Raw genomic sequence first — 20,175 nt, forward strand, 5'->3', positions numbered from 1 at the left:
ATCCTCGCGCCAGCGCCCCTGCACAAGCATCCTGCGCAAGGTAAAGTGGCGAAAAGATCCCCACGGCGCGGTTAGCGGCGCCACAGAGGTGCCCATGGCTTCCTATACCCTGCGTCAACTCAAGTATTTCGTCACCACGGTCGAGGCCGGTAGCGTCGCCGAGGCCTCGCGCCAGCTGTACATCGCCCAGCCGTCGATTTCCACGGCGATCAAGAGCCTGGAAGAAAGCTTCGGCGTGCAGTTGTTCATTCGTCATCACGCCCAGGGCGTGTCGCTGACGCCGAGCGGCAAGCGCTTCTACGCCAAGACCCGGGCGCTGTTGCAGATGGCCCATGAGTTCGAGCAGAACGCCCTGGCCGACAACGACACCGTGGCCGGGCAGATCGACATCGGTTGCTTCGAGACCGTGGCGCCGCTCTACCTGCCGCGGCTGATCGCCGGATTTCGTGAGCGCTATCCGGGCGTCGACATCCGTCTGCGCGATGGTGAGCAGCAGGAGCTGATCCAGGGCCTGACGGCGGGCAGCTTCGACTTGGCGTTCCTGTATGACCACGACCTTGACGGCACCATCGAGACCGAGCCGCTGATGCCGCCGCAAAAGCCCTATGTGCTGCTGCCGGAAAAGCATCGCTTCGCCAGCCAGGCCCAGGTCTCGCTGCGCGACCTGTGCCCGGAGCCGATGATCCTGCTGGACGTGGCGCCCAGCCGTACGTACTTCGTCAGCCTGTTCAACGAACTGGGATTGACGCCGAACATCGTCTTCAGTTCGCCGTCGATCGAGATGGTGCGCGGGATGGTCGGGCAGGGGTTCGGTTTCTCGCTGCTGGTGACTCGGCCCCATTCGCCGTTCACCTACGACGGCCAGCGCCTGGCGATGGTCGACATCGCCGAACCGGTGGCATTGTCGGGGCTGGCAGCGGCACATTTGAAGCGAGTACAACTGACCAAGCCGGCGCAGTTGTTCGTCGAGTTCTGCCGGGAAGAGTTGGCGAAGCTGTGACAGCTTCGCCGGGGTCTACTGCGAACAGGGGCGCCAAGCGCCCCGAGCGCACCGGTCGTTACGCCTGATCCGGCACTACCGCGATCACATCGATCTCCATCAGCCACTCAGGCTGGGCCAACCCGGCTACCACCAGGCCGGTGGAAATCGGGAACACCCCCTTGAGCCACTTGCCGACTTCCTTGTACACCGGCTCGCGGAAGCGCGGGTCGGTGATGTAGGTGGTGGTCTTGACGATGTGCGACAGGTCCGAGCCGGCTTCCTCGAGCAACTGCTTGACGTTCTTCATGGCCTGCTCGGCCTGCGCCCGAGGATCACCCAGGCCGACCAGCCGGCCTTCGAAGTCGGTACCGACCTGGCCACGTACATAGATGGTGTTACCGGCCCGCACGGCCTGGCACAGGTCGTTGTCCAGGGTCTGGTTGGGGTAGGTTTCCTTGGTATTGAACATGCGGATGCGAGTGTGGGTAGGCATCAGTGGGCTCCGAGGGTGCTGACGTTGCGGGTCGTGGTGGCTGGTTGCTCTGCGGCGCGCTGGTCGCGGTCGCGGTAGGCCAGGTAGGTACGTTGGGTGGCGATGTGGCCGGCGACGTGCTTGGCGTCGTGCCATACCCCCCAGATGAACGACGAGCCACGGCGCGACAGCCACGGCAGGCCGAGGAAATACACGCCGGGCTCTTTGGCCACGCCGCGTTGATGCTGCGGCTTGCCGTTGGCGTCGAAGGTGTCGACCTGCAGCCAACTGAAGTCGACGCCATAGCCGGTGGCCCAGATGATGCTGGTGACACCCGCCTTGGCCAGGTCCAGTTCGAGCAGCGGGTTGCTGACGCACTCCGGGTCGGGCAGGCGTTTGCGGGCTTCGGGCTCTTCCGGCAGGTCCAGGCCGTTGCGCTCGATGTAGGCATCGGCGGCATCGAGCAGAGCCAGGTAGTTGTCGTCGCCGCGGTTGAGGTTATCGGCCAGGTTGTTCTGGAACCGCGCCACGCCGTTGTCGAAGGAGTCGGTCAGGCCGACCAGGGTCATGCCCTGATGGGCGAGAGCGCGGAAGTCCACGGTGTGGCCACCACGGGCGCCGGAGACGGCGATGGTCACGTGCTCGCGGCCGGGCTTAGCGATTTCCGCATCCCACTCGCCGAGCACCCCCAGCCACCAGCAGAAATCACGGTTGCGATAGCTGCGCGGCGGGCGGTCGTGGGCGCCGACCGACAGGTACACCTGGCGACCGGCGCGCATCAGTTCTTCGGCGATCTGTACGCCGGAGGAGCCGGCGCCGACTACCAGCACTGCGCCTTCGGGCAGTTGCTCGGGATTGAAGTAGGCGGCGGAGTGGATCTGGTGCAGGTTGGCGTCTTTCGGCGCGATGGCAGGAATGACCGGTTTCTGGAACGGACCGGTGGCCGCCACCACACGGTTGGCGCGAATCACGCCTTCGTTGGTCTCGATGATGAAGCCAGGGCGGTCGCTATTGCGCACCACTTTCTTGACTTCGATGCCGGTGCGCACCGGCAGGTTGTAGGTGCGCACGTACCGTTCGAAGTAGTCGGCGACCTGGTCTTTGCCGGCGAAGGCGTCGTCGTCGAGGTCGAATTCCAGGCCCGGGAAGCGGTCATGCCAGACCGGACCATTGGCCACCAGCGAATCCCAGCGGCCGGTACGCCAGGCTTCGGCGATGCGGTTGCGCTCCAGTACCAGGTGCGGTACGCCAAGCTTGCTCAGGTGTTCGCTCATGGCCACGCCGGCCTGGCCGGCGCCGACTACGAGGGTGTCGATTTCGATGTTGTTCAGTGTCATTTCCGAGCCCTTGTTCAGGCGGTTGTTGTCAGGTCGGTTCGATGGACCGCCGTTGCCTGGGGCCAGACTAGGGAGGGGCGCAAGATCGCGAAAATAGTATTTAGCTGGGGCTTGCCGATAAATTGCCGAAGGGTGCCGGGGTCAAGGCTCGGCGCCAGAATCGGCAGGGCTTTGCCGGGGCCTTAGGTTTTTCCTTGGCAATGCCGAGGAAAATGTTGGTTTCGTCCCTGACGGGGCTTGCAGAGAATCCTGTTGAACCCGAACAGGAGCTGCACCATGACTTTCTCCATCATTGGCCGCTGCCAGGAAACTGGCCAGGTCGGCATCGCCATCAGTTCGTCGAGCATCGCCGTTGGGGCACGCTGCCCATGGGTGCGGGCCGGCGTGGGGGCCGTATCGACTCAGAACATCACCTTGCCGGCGCTCGGCCCGCAGATCCTCGATGCCCTCGAGCGTGACCAGATGCCGCCGGCAGCGGCATTGGACAAGGTGCTCAGCGCCAACGGCTGGAGCGAATACCGGCAGGTGACGGTGATCGACAACCAAGGCCAGGTGGCGCTGTTCACCGGCAAAGAAGCGCTCGGCGTGCACAACGCTGTGGCTGGCGAGCAATGTGCAGCGGCGGGTAACCTGCTGGCGTCGCAGGCGGTGATCGAAGCCATGGTCGCTGCCTTCGAGCAAGCCGGTGGCCACCTCGCGGACCGCTTGCTGGCGGCGATGCATGCAGCCATGGCGGCCGGGGGCGAGGCAGGGCCTGTGCATTCGGCAGCCCTGAAGGTCGCTGGCGAGCACACCTGGCCGTTGGTCGACCTGCGCGTCGACTGGGCCGAGCACGACCCGATCGGCGAACTCGACCGCCTTTGGCAGGCTTACCGACCACAGATGCAGGACTACGTGACCCGCGCCCTGAACCCCACCGCAGCGCCAAGCTACGGGGTACCGGGCGATGAGTGAAGTGTCCAGCCGTGCGCTGCTCGAGCGCCTGGTGGGCTTTGCCACGGTCAGCCGCGACTCCAATCTCGAACTGATCGGGTTCATCCGTGACTACCTGGCCGGGCTGGGTGTGCAAAGCGAGTTGTTTCTCAACGACGCAGGCACCAAGGCCAATCTGTACGCCACCATCGGTCCAGACGACCGAGGCGGCGTGGTGCTCTCCGGCCACACTGACGTGGTGCCGGTGGACGGCCAGGCATGGACGGTCGACCCGTTTCGCCTTACCGAGCGCGAAGGCCGTCTGTACGGTCGTGGAACCGCCGACATGAAAGGCTACATCGCTTCGGTATTGGCGGCGGTTCCGGCGTTTCTGGCCGAGCCGCTGACCATGCCGGTGCACCTGGCCTTCTCCTATGACGAGGAAGTCGGTTGCCTGGGCGTGCGCTCGATGCTTGAAGCCTTGCAACAGCGCCCGCACAAACCACGGCTGTGCCTGATCGGCGAGCCGACCGAGCTCAAGCCGGTGCTCGGCCACAAGGGCAAGCTGGCCATGCGCTGCCAAGTGCACGGCGCGGCCTGTCATTCGGCCTACGCGCCCTATGGTGTCAATGCGATCGAATATGCCGCCCGGTTGATCGGCAAGCTTGGCCAGATCGGTGACGAGTTGGCCCTGCCTGCGCATCACGACGAGCGTTTCGACCCACCGTTCTCGACCGTGCAGACCGGAGTGATCAAGGGCGGTCGGGCACTGAACATCGTGCCCGAGGAGTGCGAGTTCGACTTCGAGGTGCGTGCCTTGCCCGGTTTCGAGGCGCAGCGCGTGGCCGATCAATTGCAGACATACGCCGAGACGGAACTGCTGCCGCGCATGCGGGCAGTCAATGCCGCCAGCGATATCCGCCTGCGACCGCTGAGTGCGTATCCGGGGCTGGCGACTACCGCAGACAGCGAGGCGGCGCGGCTGGTGGCGTTGCTCAGCGGCTCCGATGCGTTTGGCACGGTGGCCTTCGGTACCGAGGGCGGGTTGTTCGACCAGGCCGGCATTCCCACGGTGGTCTGCGGGCCGGGGAGCATGGACCAGGGGCACAAGCCGGACGAGTTCGTCAGCATCGCGCAACTGCACGGCTGCGATGCGATGTTGCAGCGTCTGGCCGTGTATCTGCGTCAGGCGTAAGCGAGGCGGCCTTCACGAGGCGCAACGAGAAGGCCGCCGGCACGTGCAGGTTCACCCTATCGGGTGATTTTCCAGGACACGGACTCATGGGAACATCCCCTTAACAGAGCAACGATGTCGCCTCATGCCAGGCAGTCATTTCAGGTGGATGCAGACGTGAACAGTGCGCAACTCACTTCGATGCAGTGGTACGAGACGATGGCCAAGGTGACCGCGGCCATCGGCGCATCGGGCTTCGCTGCAGCATTGATCGAGGCATTGGCGAGCATCGGTCCGGTGAAGGCCACCACGGTGTATCTCTACCCGCATCAAGGCTTGCCGTCGGCCTGGTTCGAGTGCGACGGGGCCGGGCCCTGGGCGCCGGAAGGCAACGTACGGCGCTACCTGTCGGGCTTCTACCTGCTCGACCCTTTCTACGAAGCCAGCATCGAGGGCGTGCCGTCGGGCTGTTATGCGTTGGACCAGGTGGCCCCTGATCACTTCAAGCTCAGCGAGTACTACCTGGCGTTCTACCGCCATTCGTACCTCGAAGACGAGATCAACTACATCCTGCAGCTCGACAACGGCTTGAGCCTGGCGGTTTCCCTGGCCTTCACCGACGAACTCGATGACGACACCCGAGCCCGCTTCACGTGCATCAGCCCTTGGGTGTTGGCTGTGCTGGCCAAGCACTTCGACGGTTATCAGGGCCGCGGTGGGCGGATCGAAACAGGTTGGGAACAACGGGTCCACGCCGCGCTGAGCAACTTCGGCTCGTCCTTGCTCACCGAGCGTGAGTGCCGCATCGCCCAACTCATCCTGCGCGGCCACTCGACCCGCTCGTTGGCCGAGCGCCTGGGCGTCTCGGAAGACACCATCAAGTCCCACCGCAAGAATGTCTACGCCAAGTTGGACATCGGCACGCAGTCGGAACTGTTCTCGCTGTTCATCGACGCACTGGCCAACGCTCAGGGCGTGCTGGGCCGAGATCCGCTGGAAAGCTACATGGGCAAGCTGCGCTGAGCGCAGTTGCCTCGCTCCACCCCATACCAACAAGGAACACCCGCCATGAATGCGCCTTTCGTACCGCAACGCCAGACCCGTGACTATCAGGCCAGCGACGCCGCCCACCACATCCATGCCTTCCTCGACCAGAAGGCGCTCAACGCCGAAGGTCCACGGGTGATGGTCGGTGGTGAGCGGCTGCATCTGTGGGACAGCGAGGGCAAGCGCTACCTGGACGGCATGTCGGGGCTGTGGTGTACCCAGCTCGGTTACGGGCGCAAGGACCTGACCGCCGCCGCTGCCGCGCAGATGGACCAGTTGGCTTACTACAACATGTTCTTCCACACCACCCACCCGGCGGTGATCGAACTGTCCGAACTGCTGTTCAGCCTGCTACCGGGTCACTACAGCCACGCGATCTACACCAACTCAGGCTCCGAGGCCAACGAGGTGCTGATCCGCACCGTCCGCCGCTACTGGCAGGTGGTTGGCCTGCCGAGCAAGAAGATCATGATCGGTCGCTGGAACGGCTACCACGGCTCGACCCTGGCCGCCACGGCGTTGGGCGGCATGAAGTTCATGCACGAGATGGGCGGTATGATTCCGGATGTGGCACACATCGACGAACCCTACTGGTACGCCGCTGGCGGCGAGCTGTCGCCGGCCGAGTTCGGCCGCCGCTGTGCCCTGCAGCTGGAGGAAAAGATCCTCGAACTGGGCGCCGAGAACGTTGCCGGCTTCATCGCCGAGCCGTTCCAGGGTGCGGGCGGCATGATCTTCCCGCCAGAGAGCTACTGGCCGGAGATTCAGCGGATCTGCCGCCAGTACGATGTGCTGCTATGCGCCGATGAAGTGATCGGGGGTTTTGGCCGTACTGGCGAGTGGTTCGCCCATGAGTACTTTGGTTTCGAGCCCGACACCTTGTCGATCGCCAAGGGTCTGACCTCGGGTTATGTGCCCATGGGTGGCCTGGTGCTGAGCAAGCGCATCGCCGAGGCGCTGGTGGAGCAGGGAGGAGTGTTCGCCCACGGCCTGACCTACTCCGGTCACCCGGTGGCGGCGGCGGTGGCCATCGCCAACCTAAAGGCCCTGCGTGACGAAGGGATCGTGCGCCAGGTGAAGGATGACACCGGGCCGTATCTGCAGCGAATTCTGCGTGAGGTGTTCGCCAACCATCCGCTGATCGGCCAGGTGCAGGGCGCCGGGCTGGTGGCAGCGTTGCAGTTCGCCGAAGACAAGACCACCCGCAAGCGCTTTGCCAACGAGAACGATCTGGCCTGGCAGTGCCGCACCTTTGGTTTCGAGGAAGGCGTCATCATTCGCTCGACCCTCGGACGGATGATCATGGCGCCGGCGCTGGTGGCCAGCCATAGCGAGCTGGATGAGTTGGTGGAGAAGACCCGCATTGCGGTAGATCGGACTGCCAGGTTGGTGGGGCGCTGATTTTTCGATTGTGCGCTTGAGGGGGGGCGGCGCTCGATATGCGCAGCACCACACCCCTCAAGCGAACACCCCGAGCCCCACCTTCTCTTCAAATCCCCCCCAGCCAAACCCCATCCCAAAACCGACAAAAAACCGTCTCAAGCGCCCTCGGAGCCCTCCATGCAAACCCTGCAATTCTGGCAACAACGCGCCTCCACCCTCACGCTCCCCAACAAGGCCCTGATCGAAGGCCGCCAACTGAGCGCCAGCGACGGCGTAACCTTCGCCGCCATCAATCCGGCCACCCAGCAACTCCTCGCCCAGGTAGCCTCCTGCGCCCAAGCCGAAGTCGACCTCGCCGTCGCCAGCGCCCGCCAGGCATTCGAACATGGCCCCTGGCCGCGTATGGCGCCGGGCGAGCGCAAGAAAGTATTGCTGCGCCTGGCCGAGCTGATCATGGCCCATCGCGAAGAGCTGGCCTTGCTCGACTCGCTCAACATGGGTAAACCCGTGATGGATGCCTACAACATCGATGTGCCAGGCTCCGCCCATGTCTTCGCCTGGTACGGCGAGGCACTCGACAAACTGTACGACCAGGTCGCGCCGACCGCAGCCAACGCGCTGGCCACCATCACCCGCGAAGCGCTCGGCGTGGTCGCCGCCGTGGTGCCATGGAATTTCCCCCTGGACATGGCTGCCTGGAAGCTCGCACCCGCCTTGGCTGCGGGCAACAGCGTGGTGCTCAAGCCGGCCGAGCAGTCGCCGTTCTCAGCGTTGCGTTTGGCCGAGCTGGCCCTGGAAGCCGGCCTGCCGGAAGGTGTGCTGAACGTGGTACCGGGCCTGGGCGAACAGGCCGGCCGCGCCCTCGGCCTGCATCCGGATGTGGATTGTCTGGTGTTCACCGGTTCGACCCAGGTGGGTAAGTACTTCATGCAGTACTCGGCGCAGTCCAACCTCAAGCAAGTCTGGTTGGAGTGCGGTGGCAAGAGCCCGAACCTGGTATTCGCCGACTGTCAGGACTTGGATCTGGCTGCGGAAAAGGCCGCCTTCGGTATCTTCTTCAACCAGGGCGAAGTCTGCTCGGCCAACTCGCGCCTCTACGTGCAGCGCTCGATCCATGACGCGTTCATCGAGCGCCTGCAAGCCAAGGCCCATCAATGGCTGCCAGGCAATCCACTGAACCCGGCCAGCCGCGCCGGCGCCATTGTCGATGCCGAACAGACCGCACGCATCGCCCGAGCCATCGGCCGGGCCAAGGAGGAGGGTGCGCGCCTGGTGTGTGGCGGTCAGCGACTGACCATCGATGGCAGTGACAATTACATCGAGCCGACCATCTTCGCCGAGGTCGGGCAGGGCATGAGTCTGGCGCGTGAGGAAGTGTTCGGCCCTGTGCTGGCGGTGAGTGCCTTCGACACCGAGGAACAGGCCATCGCCCTGGCCAATGACAGCATCTACGGTCTGGCCGCTTCGGTGTGGAGCGACGATCTCAACCGCGCCCACCGCGTCGCCAGGCGGTTGAAAGCGGGTACGGTGTCGGTGAATACGGTCGATGCCCTGGATGTGAGCGTACCGTTCGGTGGTGGCAAGCAATCCGGTTTCGGGCGTGACCTGTCGTTGCATTCGTTCGACAAGTACTCACAGCTCAAGACCACGTGGTTCCAGCTGCTTGGCTGAGGTGCCACGGCGCTCCAGATGAACTCAAGAAAACGCCGACGATCACTCGTCGGCGTTTTTGTTCATGGCTGCCGCAGTAAAGCGACCTATACGGTCAGTCGGCCATCTGCAGTTCAGGCAGCTTCACTCGAAATGCCCGCGTCAGCCCCAGCAAGAACAGCAGGCCCGCGCCCATCCAGCACAAGCCGATGGTGAAAGACAGGCTCGACAGGCTGGTCCACAGCCATATCGTGCTGAGGAACCCCAGCCCCGGAATCAAGCCGTAGCGCAGGGCATCGCGGGTGCCACGCAACTTCTGGTCGATCAGGTAATGTTTGACCACGGCCAGGTTGACCGCCGAGAAAGCGAACAGCGCGCCAAAACTGATCATGTTGGCGACCGTATCCAGGCTGATGACCAGGGCGGTCAGCGAAACCAGCCCGACCACTAGGATCGCGCAGGCCGGCACACGCTTTTTCGTCACCAGTTGGCCGAATACCCGAGGCAGGGCGCCATCGCGTCCCATGGCGAACAGCACCCGCGACACGCTGGCCTGGGACACCATCGCCGAGGCGAAGCAGCCGGCGACGTAGGTCGCGGTGAAGGCACTGGCCAGCAGTTGGCCGCCGGTGCTGCGCATCACTTCCACCGGTGCCGAGTCGGGGTCGGCGAAGCTGCTCCAGTCCGGATGCACCAGCTGTGCGAAGTACGACACCAGCAGAAACAGCAGTCCGCCGCTCAACGATACCGCCATGATCGCCTGGGGGATGCGGCGCTTCGGGTCGCTGGTTTCCTCGGCCATGGTCGACACCGCGTCGAAACCGACGAATGACAGGCACAGTACAGCTGCGCCGGCCATGATCGCCGAAGCGCTGAATCCTTCGTGGTAGAACGGTGAAGTCAGCGATACCGGGTGCGCCTGACCAGACACGGTCTGGATCGACAAGGCCACGAAGACCACGATGAACACCAACTGGGCGACCACCAGAATCCAGTTGACCCGGGTTACCGACTCGATGCCGATCAGGTTGAGAAAGGTCACCAGGCCGATCGAACCGAGCACCCACACCCAAGGGTGAATATCCGGGAAGTATTCCGACATATAGATGCCGATCAGCAGATAGCTCAGTAACGGCAGGAAGATGTAGTCGAGCAGTAGCGTCCACCCGGCCATGAACCCCGCGCAGGCCCCGAAGGCTTTGCGCGTATAGGTGTAGACGGAGCCGGAGTAGGGATGGGCCTGCACCATCCGGCCGTAGCTGTAGGCGGTGAACAACATCGCGCCCAGGGTCAGCAGGTAGGCGGTGGGCAGGTGGCCTTTGGTCATCTGGGCCACCAGGCCATAGGCGGAGAACACCGCCAGCGGCACCATGTAGGCAAGGCCGAAGAGCACCAAGGCAGTCATGCTCATGGATTTGCGGAAACGGCCGGTGGTGTTCGAGGCTGAAGGGGAATGCGCGGGGGGCGTGGCGGTTGTGCTTGTTGTATGCATTGCGAACTCCTGATGTCGGATGCAGGACGCCGCGGTAGGCGAGCAGGCTCGATACCGTTAGGGATGTCTGGAGCGGACGATTGGGCAGGAAAGGTGGGCGAACGTTGCCCAGGTGGAGCGAAAGGGACTAGCGGATGCGCCCGGTATTGCCATGTGCAGGGAAAGGCGGACCGCACAGGGCGGGCTGGGCGAGGGATGCGTTCATGTCATTGTTCTCTTTTTTATCAAGGCACGAAGGATAAGGCCGCTCATTGGCTTCTCGAAGCCGTTGCAACGGTTGAAGCCAACGGGCCTTGACGAATGCTCCCACACTGCCAGGGCAGGGGAAATCACCCCTTGGGGTGAGGGCGATGGCTCGGTTTTTTCGCACAGGACCGTGAACACACGGGTGACGTCCAGGCGGTGCTAGCGGTATCGTTAGCAAAACAACGAAAACTGCATCGCCATCAATGTGGGGCTCATGGCATCGACTTCTGCAACCCGCGGACTGAGCGCGCGCCATGGGCATGGTCGGCGGCCTGTGCGCGACCGCGCCGCTTGGCCGGCGACGTGGACGTTGATCCTGCATCGCTGTTCGCTACGCGCGAGCATCCTCGGCTGGACGCTGATGACCTTGCTGACCGCGCTGGTGCTGGTCGCCTGGCCCGATGGTGCGGTGGTTGCCTACTCGTTCAGCCCGGCCGTGCCAGTGACGGACACGAACCGGGACTCAATGGGGACAGGAAAAAGCATCGGCCAGGCCGGATCAGAAACCTTCCAACACGATCTTGCCCCGGGCTTTTCCGCTCTCGATCAGCGCATGGGCGCGCTTGAGATTCTCGGCGTTGATGGCGCCGAAGTGCTCGCCCAGAGTGGATTTGAGCACGCCTTGATCGATCAGCGTCGACACCTGTTCCAGCAGTTGATGCTGCTTGATCATGTCCTCGGTTCGGTACAGCGAGCGGGTGAACATCAGCTCCCAATGCAGCGACAGCGATTTGCGCTTGAGTGGCATCACATCGAGCTGCGCCGGGTCATCGATCAATGCCAGCTTGCCTTGCGGACGAAGCACCTCCACCAGTTGCGGTAGGTAGGTGTCGGTGTGGGTCAGGCTGATCACGTAGTCGACCGGGTTCTGCCCCAGGGCTTGCAGCTGGAGTGGGATCGAGCTGGCATGGTCGATGACGTGATGGGCGCCCAGTTCCTTCACCCAGGCCTGTGTCTGCGGGCGTGAGGCGGTACCGATGACGGTGAGCTGGGTGAGGGTGCGGGCCAGTTGAACCAGGATCGACCCCACTCCGCCACTTGCGCCGATCACCAGCAGGCGCTGGCCCTGGCCACCGTGCTGTTCGATACCCAGGCGGTCAAACAGCAATTCCCAGGCGGTAATCGAGGTCAGGGGCAAGGCGGCGGCGCTGGCGTAATCCAGGCTGCGCGGTTTATGTCCGACAATGCGTTCATCCACCAGGTGAAATTCGCTGTAGCTGCCAGGGCGATCGATCGCCCCAGCGTAAAACACTTCATCGCCGGGCTGGAACAACGTCACCTGCGCACCGACTTCGCGGACGACGCCCACCGCATCCCACCCCAGCACCTGAGGTTGGTCGCCCCCTCGGCTCGCTCTGATCTTGGTATCGACCGGGTTGACAGCGATAGCCTTGACTTCGATCAACAAGTCGCGGGGGCCTGGACTAGGCGTGGGCAGTTCGCTGTCGACCAAGGATTGGGGATCGTTGATCGGCAAGCCGGGTTGGGTATAGACGACGGCCTTCATGGCGGTACCTCGAGGAATTGAACGTTGGTATCAGGCTAACTGCTTCGATTGCTGATAAAAAGCGGCGCAATCGAGCAGGACTTTCACTACTGCAGTGAAAATGACCGATAGATTCGTCACTGGCTGTAGCGCGGGGCGAGCTGGCTATTCGAGAGCAGGCCTGCCAGAGCCTGGCGACTGGCTTCGTAGGTCTGGTACGGCACGAGGTCGTGCAAAGATGGTATCGACACCAGGACGCCTTGATCGAAATCCTTCAGGGCCCCGTCGACCAGGTCGCCGGCCGTCATCACGATGCGCGGATCCAGATGGGCCAGGGGCAAGCCGCCGATTTCCCACAGTTCGGTGGCGGTGGCCCCGGGGAGCACGGCCTGGATCCGAATGCCTTGGGGGGACAACTCCTTGTGCAGCGACTGCGTGAACGCCGTGACATACGCCTTGCTGGCACCGTACACGCCATTGAGCGCCTCGGGAGTGAGGCTGAGGACCGAGGAGATGTTGATCACCGCCCCCTGCTGGCGGGCGACGAGGCCTGGCACCGCCGCATAGGTCAGGCGGGTGAGGGCGGTGACATTGAGGCTGATCATCTCGACCATCCGTTCGACGTCGCTGTCGAGCAAGCTAGTGTGCGTGCCGATACCCGCGTTGTTCACCAACAGGGTGATGCTCGCGTCCTCGCGCAGCTTGTGCTCGACCTTGGCGAGGTCGCCTGGGTTGGCAAGGTCCGCAGGAAAGACCTCGACGCTTCTCCGGGTTTCGGAGGTTATGCGGCTGGCGAGGGCGTTGAGACGGTCTCGGTTGCGAGCGACCAGGATCAGGTCGTAGCCCCGGCGCGCCAGGCGCTCGGCGTAAATCGCGCCAATTCCACTGGATGCGCCAGTGACCAGTGCAGTGCCTTGATGCAAGTTGTTCATGATCCAGCTCCGTGGATGGGTACTGGCGTTCATGATGCTGTGGAACTGGCCTGTCTCAAATGAAGTTTATGGTAGTGTTTTGAGACATTCTCAGCAGGTGTCCAGCCATGCATCGTGTCGGTTATCTGATTCCCGAAGGCTTCCAGGTAATGTCCCTGGCAACGCAGACCGTGTTCGAGTTCGCCAATATCGTTGCCGGCGAAGCGGTGTACAGGATCCAGAATTTTTCGCTCGAAGGCGGCACGGTGCGGTCTTCGCTCGGCATGCACATCGACACCTTGCCACTGGGTGCACCAGGGCTGGCTGATACCTGGATGGTCGCCGGTACCTTGACGCCGTTGACGCCACCGCGGGAGGAGGTACTGCAACGCGTACGAGCGTTCGTGGGCGGTGCGCGACGCACCGCTGGCCTGTGCACCGGCACGTTCGTCCTGGCCCAGGCGGGAGTGCTGGACAACCGGCGCGCCACTACCCACTGGGCCTACGCCAAGGCCCTGCACAAGCAGCATCCGCGCATCGCGGTCGAGCACGATCGGATCTTCATCGTCGATGGCCCGATCTGGACTTCGGCAGGCATGACCGCAGCGCTGGACATGGCGTTGGGCATGGTCGAGAAAGACCTGGGCGTAGAACTCGCCAGGTCCGTGGCGCACAAGCTGGTGATGCACCAGCGGCGCTCGGGTGGGCAGTCGCAGCATTCCGAACTGCTCACCCTGGCGCCGAAGTCGGACCGCATCCAGATCGCCTTGGAATACGCCCGCAAGCATCTGGCCCGCCCCCTCACTGTCGAGGAGCTTGCCGAGGCCGTGCACTTGAGCCCGAGGCAGTTCACCCGCGTGTTCTCTGCAGAAACCGGGCAGTCACCGGCCAAGGCGGTGGAAAGCCTGCGCCTGGAGGCTGCCCGCCTGATGATCGAGCAGAGCCGCCACAGCCTGGATGTGGTGGCGAAGGAAACCGGGTTTCGCGACCGTCGCCATCTGCGCGAGGTGTTCATCCGCGGTTTTGGCGTGCCTCCGCAGGCTGTGCGCCGGGATGCCAGGCGGATGCTCTAGCAGCCTTCGCACCCCAGTTCGGCAGATGGATAACCGCGCGCACGCTGCGCGCGGTGGATCAGGCCTGCCAGGCAGATCACTCCGGCGAGCCAGGCTTTGCTGTCGCCGCCGGGCTGGGGCTGGCCAGTTGGCCGAACCAGTGGCGGTCGTGGTCGGAAGGGCGGCGGGTCGCTTCGGTCAGCAGTTGCGCGTCCAGCATCACGTCAAGCTGCTGCAGGCGTACTGCGGTTGGAGGGTGGCTGTCGAACGGGTGCGGTACCGCGCGGCCAAGCACTTGTTCGCTCAAGCACAGGGAATGCCCGCGCAGGTGCGCGGCCAACGCCTGGATGAGGTCCGGTTGGCGGCGCTGGTGCAACAGTGCAGCGATGGCGTCGTCCAGGGCGATGACCCGCAACAGAGCTTGGCAGAACAGGCGAGGCCCGGCGATCTGGGCGCCGGCGCGATCGGCCACCAGCTCCTGAGCACGGCTCCAGTGCTGCACGGCGATCTGGAAGTGATACAGGAAGCGCTCGGCCATCCAGATGGCGGGGCGTTCAATCCAGGAAGGCGGGGTCCCTTCGCCGGTGATGAGCGAGAAATGCAGGCACATCATGTTGAACCGCGCGACCGCCTCGCTGCCCCGCTCGGTGTCGCGGCTGCTGAAGTGCCCCAGTTCGTGGCCAACCACCGAGGCCACTTCGTCCTGGCTCATGCACGAGAGGTAGGTCAGCGGAAGGTACAGGGTGCGGCCCTTGAGCACGTGTCCGGAAGGTTGCAGCATGACCTCGACACTGGTGACGAAGAACGATTGGTCGATGCCGACGACGATATGATCGGGCACCGGCGCACCGGTGGACTGGGCCAGCGATTCGACCCACGCCCACAAACCGGGGGCGTCGGTACGACCCAAGGCTCGGCCGAGAAAGGTCGAGCAAGGTGCATCGAGGACCTGCCAGTGCTGGCGCAGACGCAGGATGAGCGCTGCACCGACGCCCAGTACCGGCACCACCGGCAAGCACATCAGCAGCATCGCCAGCTTGCCGGCCTGGGGCGTGCTATGGGCCCAGCTCAGTTCGTAGAGCAGAGCCAGCCCGAGCGAGCCCATCAGCAGTGCCGTGTGTACCATCAGGCATTGGCTCAGCACACGCCAGCGGGTGGACAGCCGGTCGTGCAGGAAGTCCCGCGAACGCACCGCCCGCCAGGCATCCACCCGCAGTTTCAGCCAGGTGGCGGGCCCGGTCAGCAGGGCGGCGATGGCCAGCCAGTGGCTCAGCGTGGCCAGTACCTGTCGCAGGTGCAATGCGCCGCGGTCGGCCTCGGTCTGTTCGACCATGCGCTGGAAGCGTTCGCGCCGATGTTGCTCGTCGATCACCAGCTTGCGTTCGTCTCGCGGCAGTTGCCCGAGCAAGGCTTCGCTGGGGTTGGCCAGCCATTGGCGCATGATCTGCGCCTCGCCCAGTGCACTGTCCACGCGCCAGCTTTGCAGGCTACTCCAGCCCATCAGCAACAGTGGCAGAACCAGCATGGCCAACAATACCCAGGCCAGCCGTTTCACACGCGCCATGGCTCACTCGGCCTGCAGGTAGTCGGTGAGAAATGCCTGGGCATCGCCCTGGTTGGACAGGTTCGGGTCGTAGCCAACGAGGATTTCCTGGGTCTCATTGGGCAGGTAAAGGGTGCCCCAGCCGTTCTGCAGAATCAGTACCACGAACTTCTTGCCGTCGACGGTGGTGGAGTAGCGGGTGTCCTTGGCGGTTTTCTCCACGGACATTTTCTGGATGCGCATGTCCCAGTCATGATCGATCCCGCCGATCTGAACCAGTGCCTCGTTGGCGCTACGCTCGCCGATACGCAGGGTCCAGACCTTGGCGCCTTGCTGGCCCGAGTAAGCGACGACTTTGTCGGCTACCGGCGGACGTTCGGCAGCGTGGCAGACGCCGCCGAGCAGGGCCAGGGAGGTGGTGAGCACTGCTGCCCATTTACGCAGGGATGACATCGATGGAGCTCCTTGGAGGGTAAAACGCGCCATTGAAGTCGCTGCACGGCGAACTGCCAACCATGCTGGCTGCGGAACACAACGAAAAGTCCAATGGTCACAATCGCTGACGCTCGGTTTGTGTTCGCGTTAACATTCCGGGCCATGCAAACCACACCCGAGAGAATACCTATGGAAGGGTGGAACCCTTATCTGGATACGGATTTCCGATTCGACCAACCGGGGAGTCTGGAACAGGCCGGTGTGTTGCAGTCCAACACCGGGGCAATCACAGGCAGTTCGGTGGGGCATTACCGAGCCCGCACCGTGCGCCCGCACCTGCAGTATTTCGATTGTGACCTGCAGTTTCCCGAGCCGCTGCGTATGCACAAGGTGCTGCCAGGTAGCCTGTGCATCGTGCAGGTGTTCGACGGCCAGTGGCAGCATCGCGTCGACGGCCGGCACAATGCCTATACCACCGGTGCCCCCCATACGCTGGGTTTGAGCGAGAGCATGGAGGCCGTGGACCAGTTGCCCGCCGGGAGCTACGTGCGCATGGCCGGTCTGCGCATTGCCGGCGACTACCTGCATGAGCTGGCCGAAGAGGATGCGTCGCTGCAACCGTTGCTCGACTTGCTGCGCGACGGCGTGCAGTTTGCTGAACTGCACCGCTGTCAGGCCTTGGGCAATCTGTTCCGACGCCTCTACCACTCGCCTTACCATGGCGCCCTGGAGCGCCTGAACCAGGAGAGTCTGAGCCTGGCGATACTGGTCGAATTGGCGCAACACCTCAAGCACCAGCCTGGCAAGCCTGCACTTTCGCTACGTGGCCAACGCGACCTGGCCCACGAAGCGCGCCGCCTGCTCGATGCGCAACTGGCCGAGCCACCCGGCAGTCAGGCGCTCGCGGTGCAACTGGGGGTGGGCGAGACCACACTGCGCCGGGCCTTCGCCCAGGTGTTCGGGCAGTCGATGCTGCAGTACGTGCGCAGTCAGCGTATGGAGCTGGCGCGTACCCTGCTGCGCCAAGGCAAATGGCAGGTCGCACAGATCGCCTACCGTATGGGCTACGCCAACCCGGCAAACTTCAATCATGCCTACAAGGCGTATTTCGGCCATCCGCCGGGCGCGGAGCGCTAGCGGGACATTTGTCTAGGCCATCAGGATCGCCGCCAGCTCCAGAGCACACAGTCCGGTTACGCACAGGGCCAGCAGCAGGTTGGTGCAGACGCTGGCAGGTAGCGCCTGCGCGCTCAGCCCGGAAGCCGCCAGCTGGTAGCGTTTCTTCAGACCCAACCAGGCCAGTAGCGCGGTGATCATGCAGGCCACGGCGGGCAATACCGCAGACCAATGGTGATGCGGCACCCAACGCAGGAAAAAGCAGCTGCAGACGACCATCGCCAAGATCGTCCGACGCCATGCCAGCAAGGTGCGTTCAGGCTGCAAGCCTTCGTCGGCGGGACTAAGCACGGAAGAACACCGCATAGGCGAACACCACCATGACCAGTGACACGCCGATCGACAAGGCGGGGGCGATCAACGGGAAAGGCAGCGGCCGTTTCAGGCGCATGGCCCGCTCCACGTTCAGCCAGCGCACGAATGCCGGCAAGCTCAGCAGCAGGGCCAGCAGGATCAACGACACGGCCAGCAGGCGGCGGGTACCGGAAGAAAAGATCTCGGCGGTGAACATGTCCACGGCGATACCGCTGGCCAGCAGCGCCAGCGCGGTGCGGATCCAGGCGAGGAAGGTGCGTTCGTTGGCCAGGGTGAAGCGTGGATCCGGCTCCTGGCCTTCGGCCAGGAGTTTGCTGGCGAGCCAGCCGCGCGATCGGTCGTCGGGTGAATCCATAAGCAGTCTCCTCGTTGTCAGGTCGTACCGCGGGGGTGGACTTGCCAGTGTTGATCGGAAAACCGGTGGATGTCCATGCTTTGACGCAGACGGCGAGCGGGCTGGTTCGAAATGCAGTGTCCTCAGGCGCGCTGTTCCTCCCTACGGTATGCATAGGTCTCGGCAAAGCGCGAGAGCATGTATGCGCTGCATGACACAGCGGGATACTTGGGTGGGTTCTCGCCGTCGGAGCAGTTGGGCAGGCAACTGATCTCGGTGTCCGGATGCGGTTCGGCGAAGAATGGCATCGAATAGCGATCGACACCCAGCGGGCTGATCACCCGGTGCGGCGTGGACATGTAGCGGTCGTTGCTCCAGCGGGCCATCATGTCGCCGATGTTGACCACGTAGGTACCCTCGATGGGCGGTGCGTCGATCCACTCGCCGTCTAGGCTGCGCACCTGCAAGCCACCGGCGTTGTCCTGATACAACAGGGTCACGCAGCCATAGTCGGTGTGCGCGCCGGCCCCTTGTTGGTCGGCGCTGCTGGCCGTCTGGCGCGGTGGGTAATGGATCATGCGGAACACACTGATGGGCTCGGCGAAGCGTTGGTCGAAAAAGTCCTGCTCGATGCCCAATGCCTCGGCCATTGCCCGTAGCAAGGTCAACGACAGCTCATGCATGTCCTGGTAATGCTGTTGCATCAGGGCTTCCCACCCGGCGATCGCCGGGTGGCGGTTGGGGCCGCGCAGGGGTTTTGCGGCAATCACGTCGGGGTGCTCGGCGCTCATGTGCAAACCCATGTCGAAGGTTTCCTTGAGGTCGCTCGGCCGGTTGGGGTCGAGCTGCTCGGTGGCGATGGCGCCGTAGCCGCGGTGGTGCGCGCTTTGGGTGATGTCGATGCGCAGTTTTTCCTCGGCCGGGCGGGCGAAGAAGTCCTGCGCCGCCGCTTGCAACTGGGCGATGCGCGTGGCGGGGATCGGGTGGCCCTTGATGTAGTAGAAGCCCCATTGCCGGCAAGCGGCGTCGATCTGCTGCGCCACGGCGCGGCGGGCGGCAGGATCGTCCTGGTAGAGCGGGGCGATATCGATGATCGGCAGGCTGTTCATGACGGGCTCCGGGTCACTTCGGCAGTTGCGCGGTGATGCCTTTGACGTAGTAGTTCATGCCGGCCAGCTCGGCGTTGCTGGCCACGGCGCCCTCGGCGATGCGCAGCGTACCGCTCTGGTCGAGGATAGGACCGGTGAACGGGTGGAACGAGCCGTCCTTGATGCTCGCGATGATCTGTTCGGCGCCGCTTTTCACATCGGCCGGAACCAGGTCGCTGATCGGCAGCTCGATGGTGCCTTCGGCCAAGCCACCCCAGTAGTCCTGGGGCTTCCAGGTGCCGTCCATGACTGCCTGGGTGCTCTTGATGTAGTGCGGGCCCCAGTTGTTGACGATCGAGGTCAGCACTGCTTTCGGACCGAAATGGGCCATGTCCGAAGCGTAGCCGACCGCATAGATGCCACGGCGCTCGGCGGTCTGGATCGGTGCCGGGCTGTCGGTATGCTGGAACAGCACGTCGACACCTTGGTCGATCAGGGCGTTGGCAGCGTCGGCTTCCTTGCCTGGGTCGAACCAGGAGTTGACCCACACCACCTTGATCTCGGTACCGGGGTTGTACTTGTCCAGGGCCAGCTGGATGGCGTTGATATCGCGCAGTACTTCCGGGATCGGGAACGAGGCGACGTAGCCGATCTTCTTGGTCTTGGTCATCTTCGCCGCAAGGTAGCCACCGACGTAGCGGCCTTCGTAGGAGGTGGCGAGATAAGTGCCGAGGTTCTTGTCCTGCTTGTAGCCGGTGGCGTGTTCGAAGGTGACCTTGGGGAACTGCTTGGCGACCTTGGCGGTGGGATTCATGTAGCCGAACGAGGTGGCGAACACCAGGTCGTAGCCGCCCTTGGCCATGTTGCGCAGCACCCGCTCGGCGTCGGCGCCTTCCGGTACGTTTTCGACGAAGCTGGTCTGGACCTTGTCGCCGAACTGCTTGATCAAGGCCTGGCGGCCCTGTTCATGCTGGTAGGTCCAGCCGTGGTCGCCAATCGGGCCGATGTAGACGAAACCGACCTTCAACGGGTCGGCGGCGGAGACAGACAACGCGCTGGTGAGGCCGATGGCGGCGGCCAGGGTGCGCAGCAGGTTCTTGGTTTTCTTCTGATGCATCTGTAAGTGGCTCCTGTGGGTCT

19 protein-coding genes are annotated in these 20,175 nt (G+C 63.6%); 8 read left to right on the forward strand and 11 right to left on the reverse strand.

The window, feature by feature from the left end; translation table 11 throughout:
- Positions 1-94: 94 nt before the first annotated feature.
- Positions 95-1,000: a LysR family transcriptional regulator gene (locus KY379_RS16045; protein ID WP_133329003.1), complete on the forward strand. Its 906-nt coding sequence runs from the start codon at positions 95-97 to the stop codon at positions 998-1,000.
- A 58-nt stretch (positions 1,001-1,058) separates the two neighbouring features.
- On the opposite strand, the gene KY379_RS16050 is transcribed toward KY379_RS16045, so the two are convergent.
- Both KY379_RS16050 and KY379_RS16055 read right to left on the reverse strand, forming a co-directional pair.
- Positions 1,059-1,475 (reverse strand): RidA family protein, encoded by a 417-nt coding sequence (locus tag KY379_RS16050; RefSeq protein WP_133329005.1) that lies wholly within the window; start codon positions 1,473-1,475, stop codon positions 1,059-1,061.
- Positions 1,475-2,791, reverse strand: coding sequence for a flavin-containing monooxygenase (locus KY379_RS16055; protein ID WP_133329007.1), 1,317 nt, complete (start codon positions 2,789-2,791; stop codon positions 1,475-1,477). The genes KY379_RS16050 and KY379_RS16055 overlap by 1 nt, the downstream gene beginning before the upstream one ends.
- A gap of 276 nt (positions 2,792-3,067) precedes the next feature.
- On the opposite strand from KY379_RS16055, the gene KY379_RS16060 reads away from it, so the two are divergent.
- The 5 genes from KY379_RS16060 to KY379_RS16080 all read left to right on the forward strand — a co-directional run bounded on the left by KY379_RS16060 (position 3,068) and on the right by KY379_RS16080 (position 8,978).
- Complete coding sequence (locus KY379_RS16060; RefSeq protein WP_196172300.1) at positions 3,068-3,745, forward strand: DUF1028 domain-containing protein; 678 nt, start codon at positions 3,068-3,070, stop codon at positions 3,743-3,745.
- Entirely contained in the window at positions 3,738-4,898 is a 1,161-nt protein-coding gene (argE, locus tag KY379_RS16065) for an acetylornithine deacetylase (protein WP_261240788.1), read from the forward strand. The genes KY379_RS16060 and argE overlap by 8 nt, the downstream gene beginning before the upstream one ends.
- Positions 4,899-5,078: 180 nt before the next feature.
- Positions 5,079-5,900, forward strand: coding sequence for a helix-turn-helix domain-containing protein (locus tag KY379_RS16070; protein WP_243744067.1), 822 nt, complete (start codon positions 5,079-5,081; stop codon positions 5,898-5,900).
- 45 nt (positions 5,901-5,945) lie between these two features.
- Positions 5,946-7,325, forward strand: coding sequence for an aspartate aminotransferase family protein (locus KY379_RS16075; RefSeq protein WP_133329015.1), 1,380 nt, complete (start codon positions 5,946-5,948; stop codon positions 7,323-7,325).
- A 159-nt stretch (positions 7,326-7,484) separates the two neighbouring features.
- On the forward strand, positions 7,485-8,978 hold the full coding sequence (locus tag KY379_RS16080; RefSeq protein ID WP_261240789.1) for an aldehyde dehydrogenase: 1,494 nt from the start codon (positions 7,485-7,487) through the stop codon (positions 8,976-8,978).
- A gap of 94 nt (positions 8,979-9,072) precedes the next feature.
- On the opposite strand, the gene KY379_RS16085 is transcribed toward KY379_RS16080, so the two are convergent.
- From KY379_RS16085 to KY379_RS16095, 3 genes are all read right to left on the reverse strand, one after another.
- Positions 9,073-10,449 (reverse strand): APC family permease, encoded by a 1,377-nt coding sequence (locus tag KY379_RS16085; protein WP_196172304.1) that lies wholly within the window; start codon positions 10,447-10,449, stop codon positions 9,073-9,075.
- Positions 10,450-11,194: 745 nt separating this feature from the next.
- On the reverse strand, positions 11,195-12,202 hold the full coding sequence (locus KY379_RS16090; RefSeq protein WP_196172306.1) for a zinc-binding alcohol dehydrogenase family protein: 1,008 nt from the start codon (positions 12,200-12,202) through the stop codon (positions 11,195-11,197).
- A 116-nt stretch (positions 12,203-12,318) separates the two neighbouring features.
- Entirely contained in the window at positions 12,319-13,113 is a 795-nt protein-coding gene (locus KY379_RS16095; RefSeq protein ID WP_133329025.1) for an SDR family NAD(P)-dependent oxidoreductase, read from the reverse strand.
- Positions 13,114-13,220: 107 nt separating this feature from the next.
- On the opposite strand from KY379_RS16095, the gene KY379_RS16100 reads away from it, so the two are divergent.
- Positions 13,221-14,165, forward strand: a complete 945-nt coding sequence (locus KY379_RS16100; RefSeq protein WP_133329027.1) for a GlxA family transcriptional regulator — start codon at positions 13,221-13,223, stop codon at positions 14,163-14,165.
- Between the two features lie 76 nt (positions 14,166-14,241).
- On the opposite strand, the gene KY379_RS16105 is transcribed toward KY379_RS16100, so the two are convergent.
- Together KY379_RS16105 and KY379_RS16110 are read right to left on the reverse strand one after the other, a co-directional pair.
- Positions 14,242-15,708, reverse strand: a complete 1,467-nt coding sequence (locus KY379_RS16105; RefSeq protein WP_261240790.1) for a M48 family metallopeptidase — start codon at positions 15,706-15,708, stop codon at positions 14,242-14,244.
- Positions 15,709-15,711: 3 nt separating this feature from the next.
- Positions 15,712-16,140 carry a hypothetical protein gene (locus KY379_RS16110; RefSeq protein WP_133329031.1) on the reverse strand — a complete coding sequence of 143 codons (429 nt, stop codon included), beginning with the start codon at positions 16,138-16,140 and terminating at the stop codon, positions 15,712-15,714.
- A 171-nt stretch (positions 16,141-16,311) separates the two neighbouring features.
- On the opposite strand from KY379_RS16110, the gene KY379_RS16115 reads away from it, so the two are divergent.
- On the forward strand, positions 16,312-17,259 hold the full coding sequence (locus KY379_RS16115) for a helix-turn-helix transcriptional regulator (protein WP_261240791.1): 948 nt from the start codon (positions 16,312-16,314) through the stop codon (positions 17,257-17,259).
- Positions 17,260-17,271: 12 nt separating this feature from the next.
- On the opposite strand, the gene KY379_RS16120 is transcribed toward KY379_RS16115, so the two are convergent.
- The 4 genes from KY379_RS16120 to KY379_RS16135 form a co-directional block, all read right to left on the reverse strand.
- Positions 17,272-17,589, reverse strand: a complete 318-nt coding sequence (locus KY379_RS16120; protein ID WP_207955635.1) for a DUF202 domain-containing protein — start codon at positions 17,587-17,589, stop codon at positions 17,272-17,274.
- On the reverse strand, positions 17,582-17,968 hold the full coding sequence (locus tag KY379_RS16125; protein WP_133329037.1) for a YidH family protein: 387 nt from the start codon (positions 17,966-17,968) through the stop codon (positions 17,582-17,584). Before KY379_RS16125 ends, KY379_RS16120 begins: the two co-directional genes overlap by 8 nt.
- Before the next feature lie 122 nt (positions 17,969-18,090).
- A complete protein-coding gene (locus KY379_RS16130) occupies positions 18,091-19,056 on the reverse strand; it encodes a 2-oxoglutarate and iron-dependent oxygenase domain-containing protein (protein ID WP_133329039.1) in 966 nt (321 codons plus the stop codon).
- 13 nt (positions 19,057-19,069) lie between these two features.
- Entirely contained in the window at positions 19,070-20,152 is a 1,083-nt protein-coding gene (locus KY379_RS16135; RefSeq protein WP_133329041.1) for a BMP family ABC transporter substrate-binding protein, read from the reverse strand.
- Positions 20,153-20,175 lie beyond the last annotated feature (23 nt).

Origin of the sequence: Pseudomonas sp. HD6422 (genome assembly GCF_025377065.1) — a bacterium.
Taxonomy (GTDB): Bacteria; Pseudomonadota; Gammaproteobacteria; order Pseudomonadales; family Pseudomonadaceae; genus Aquipseudomonas; species Aquipseudomonas putida_U.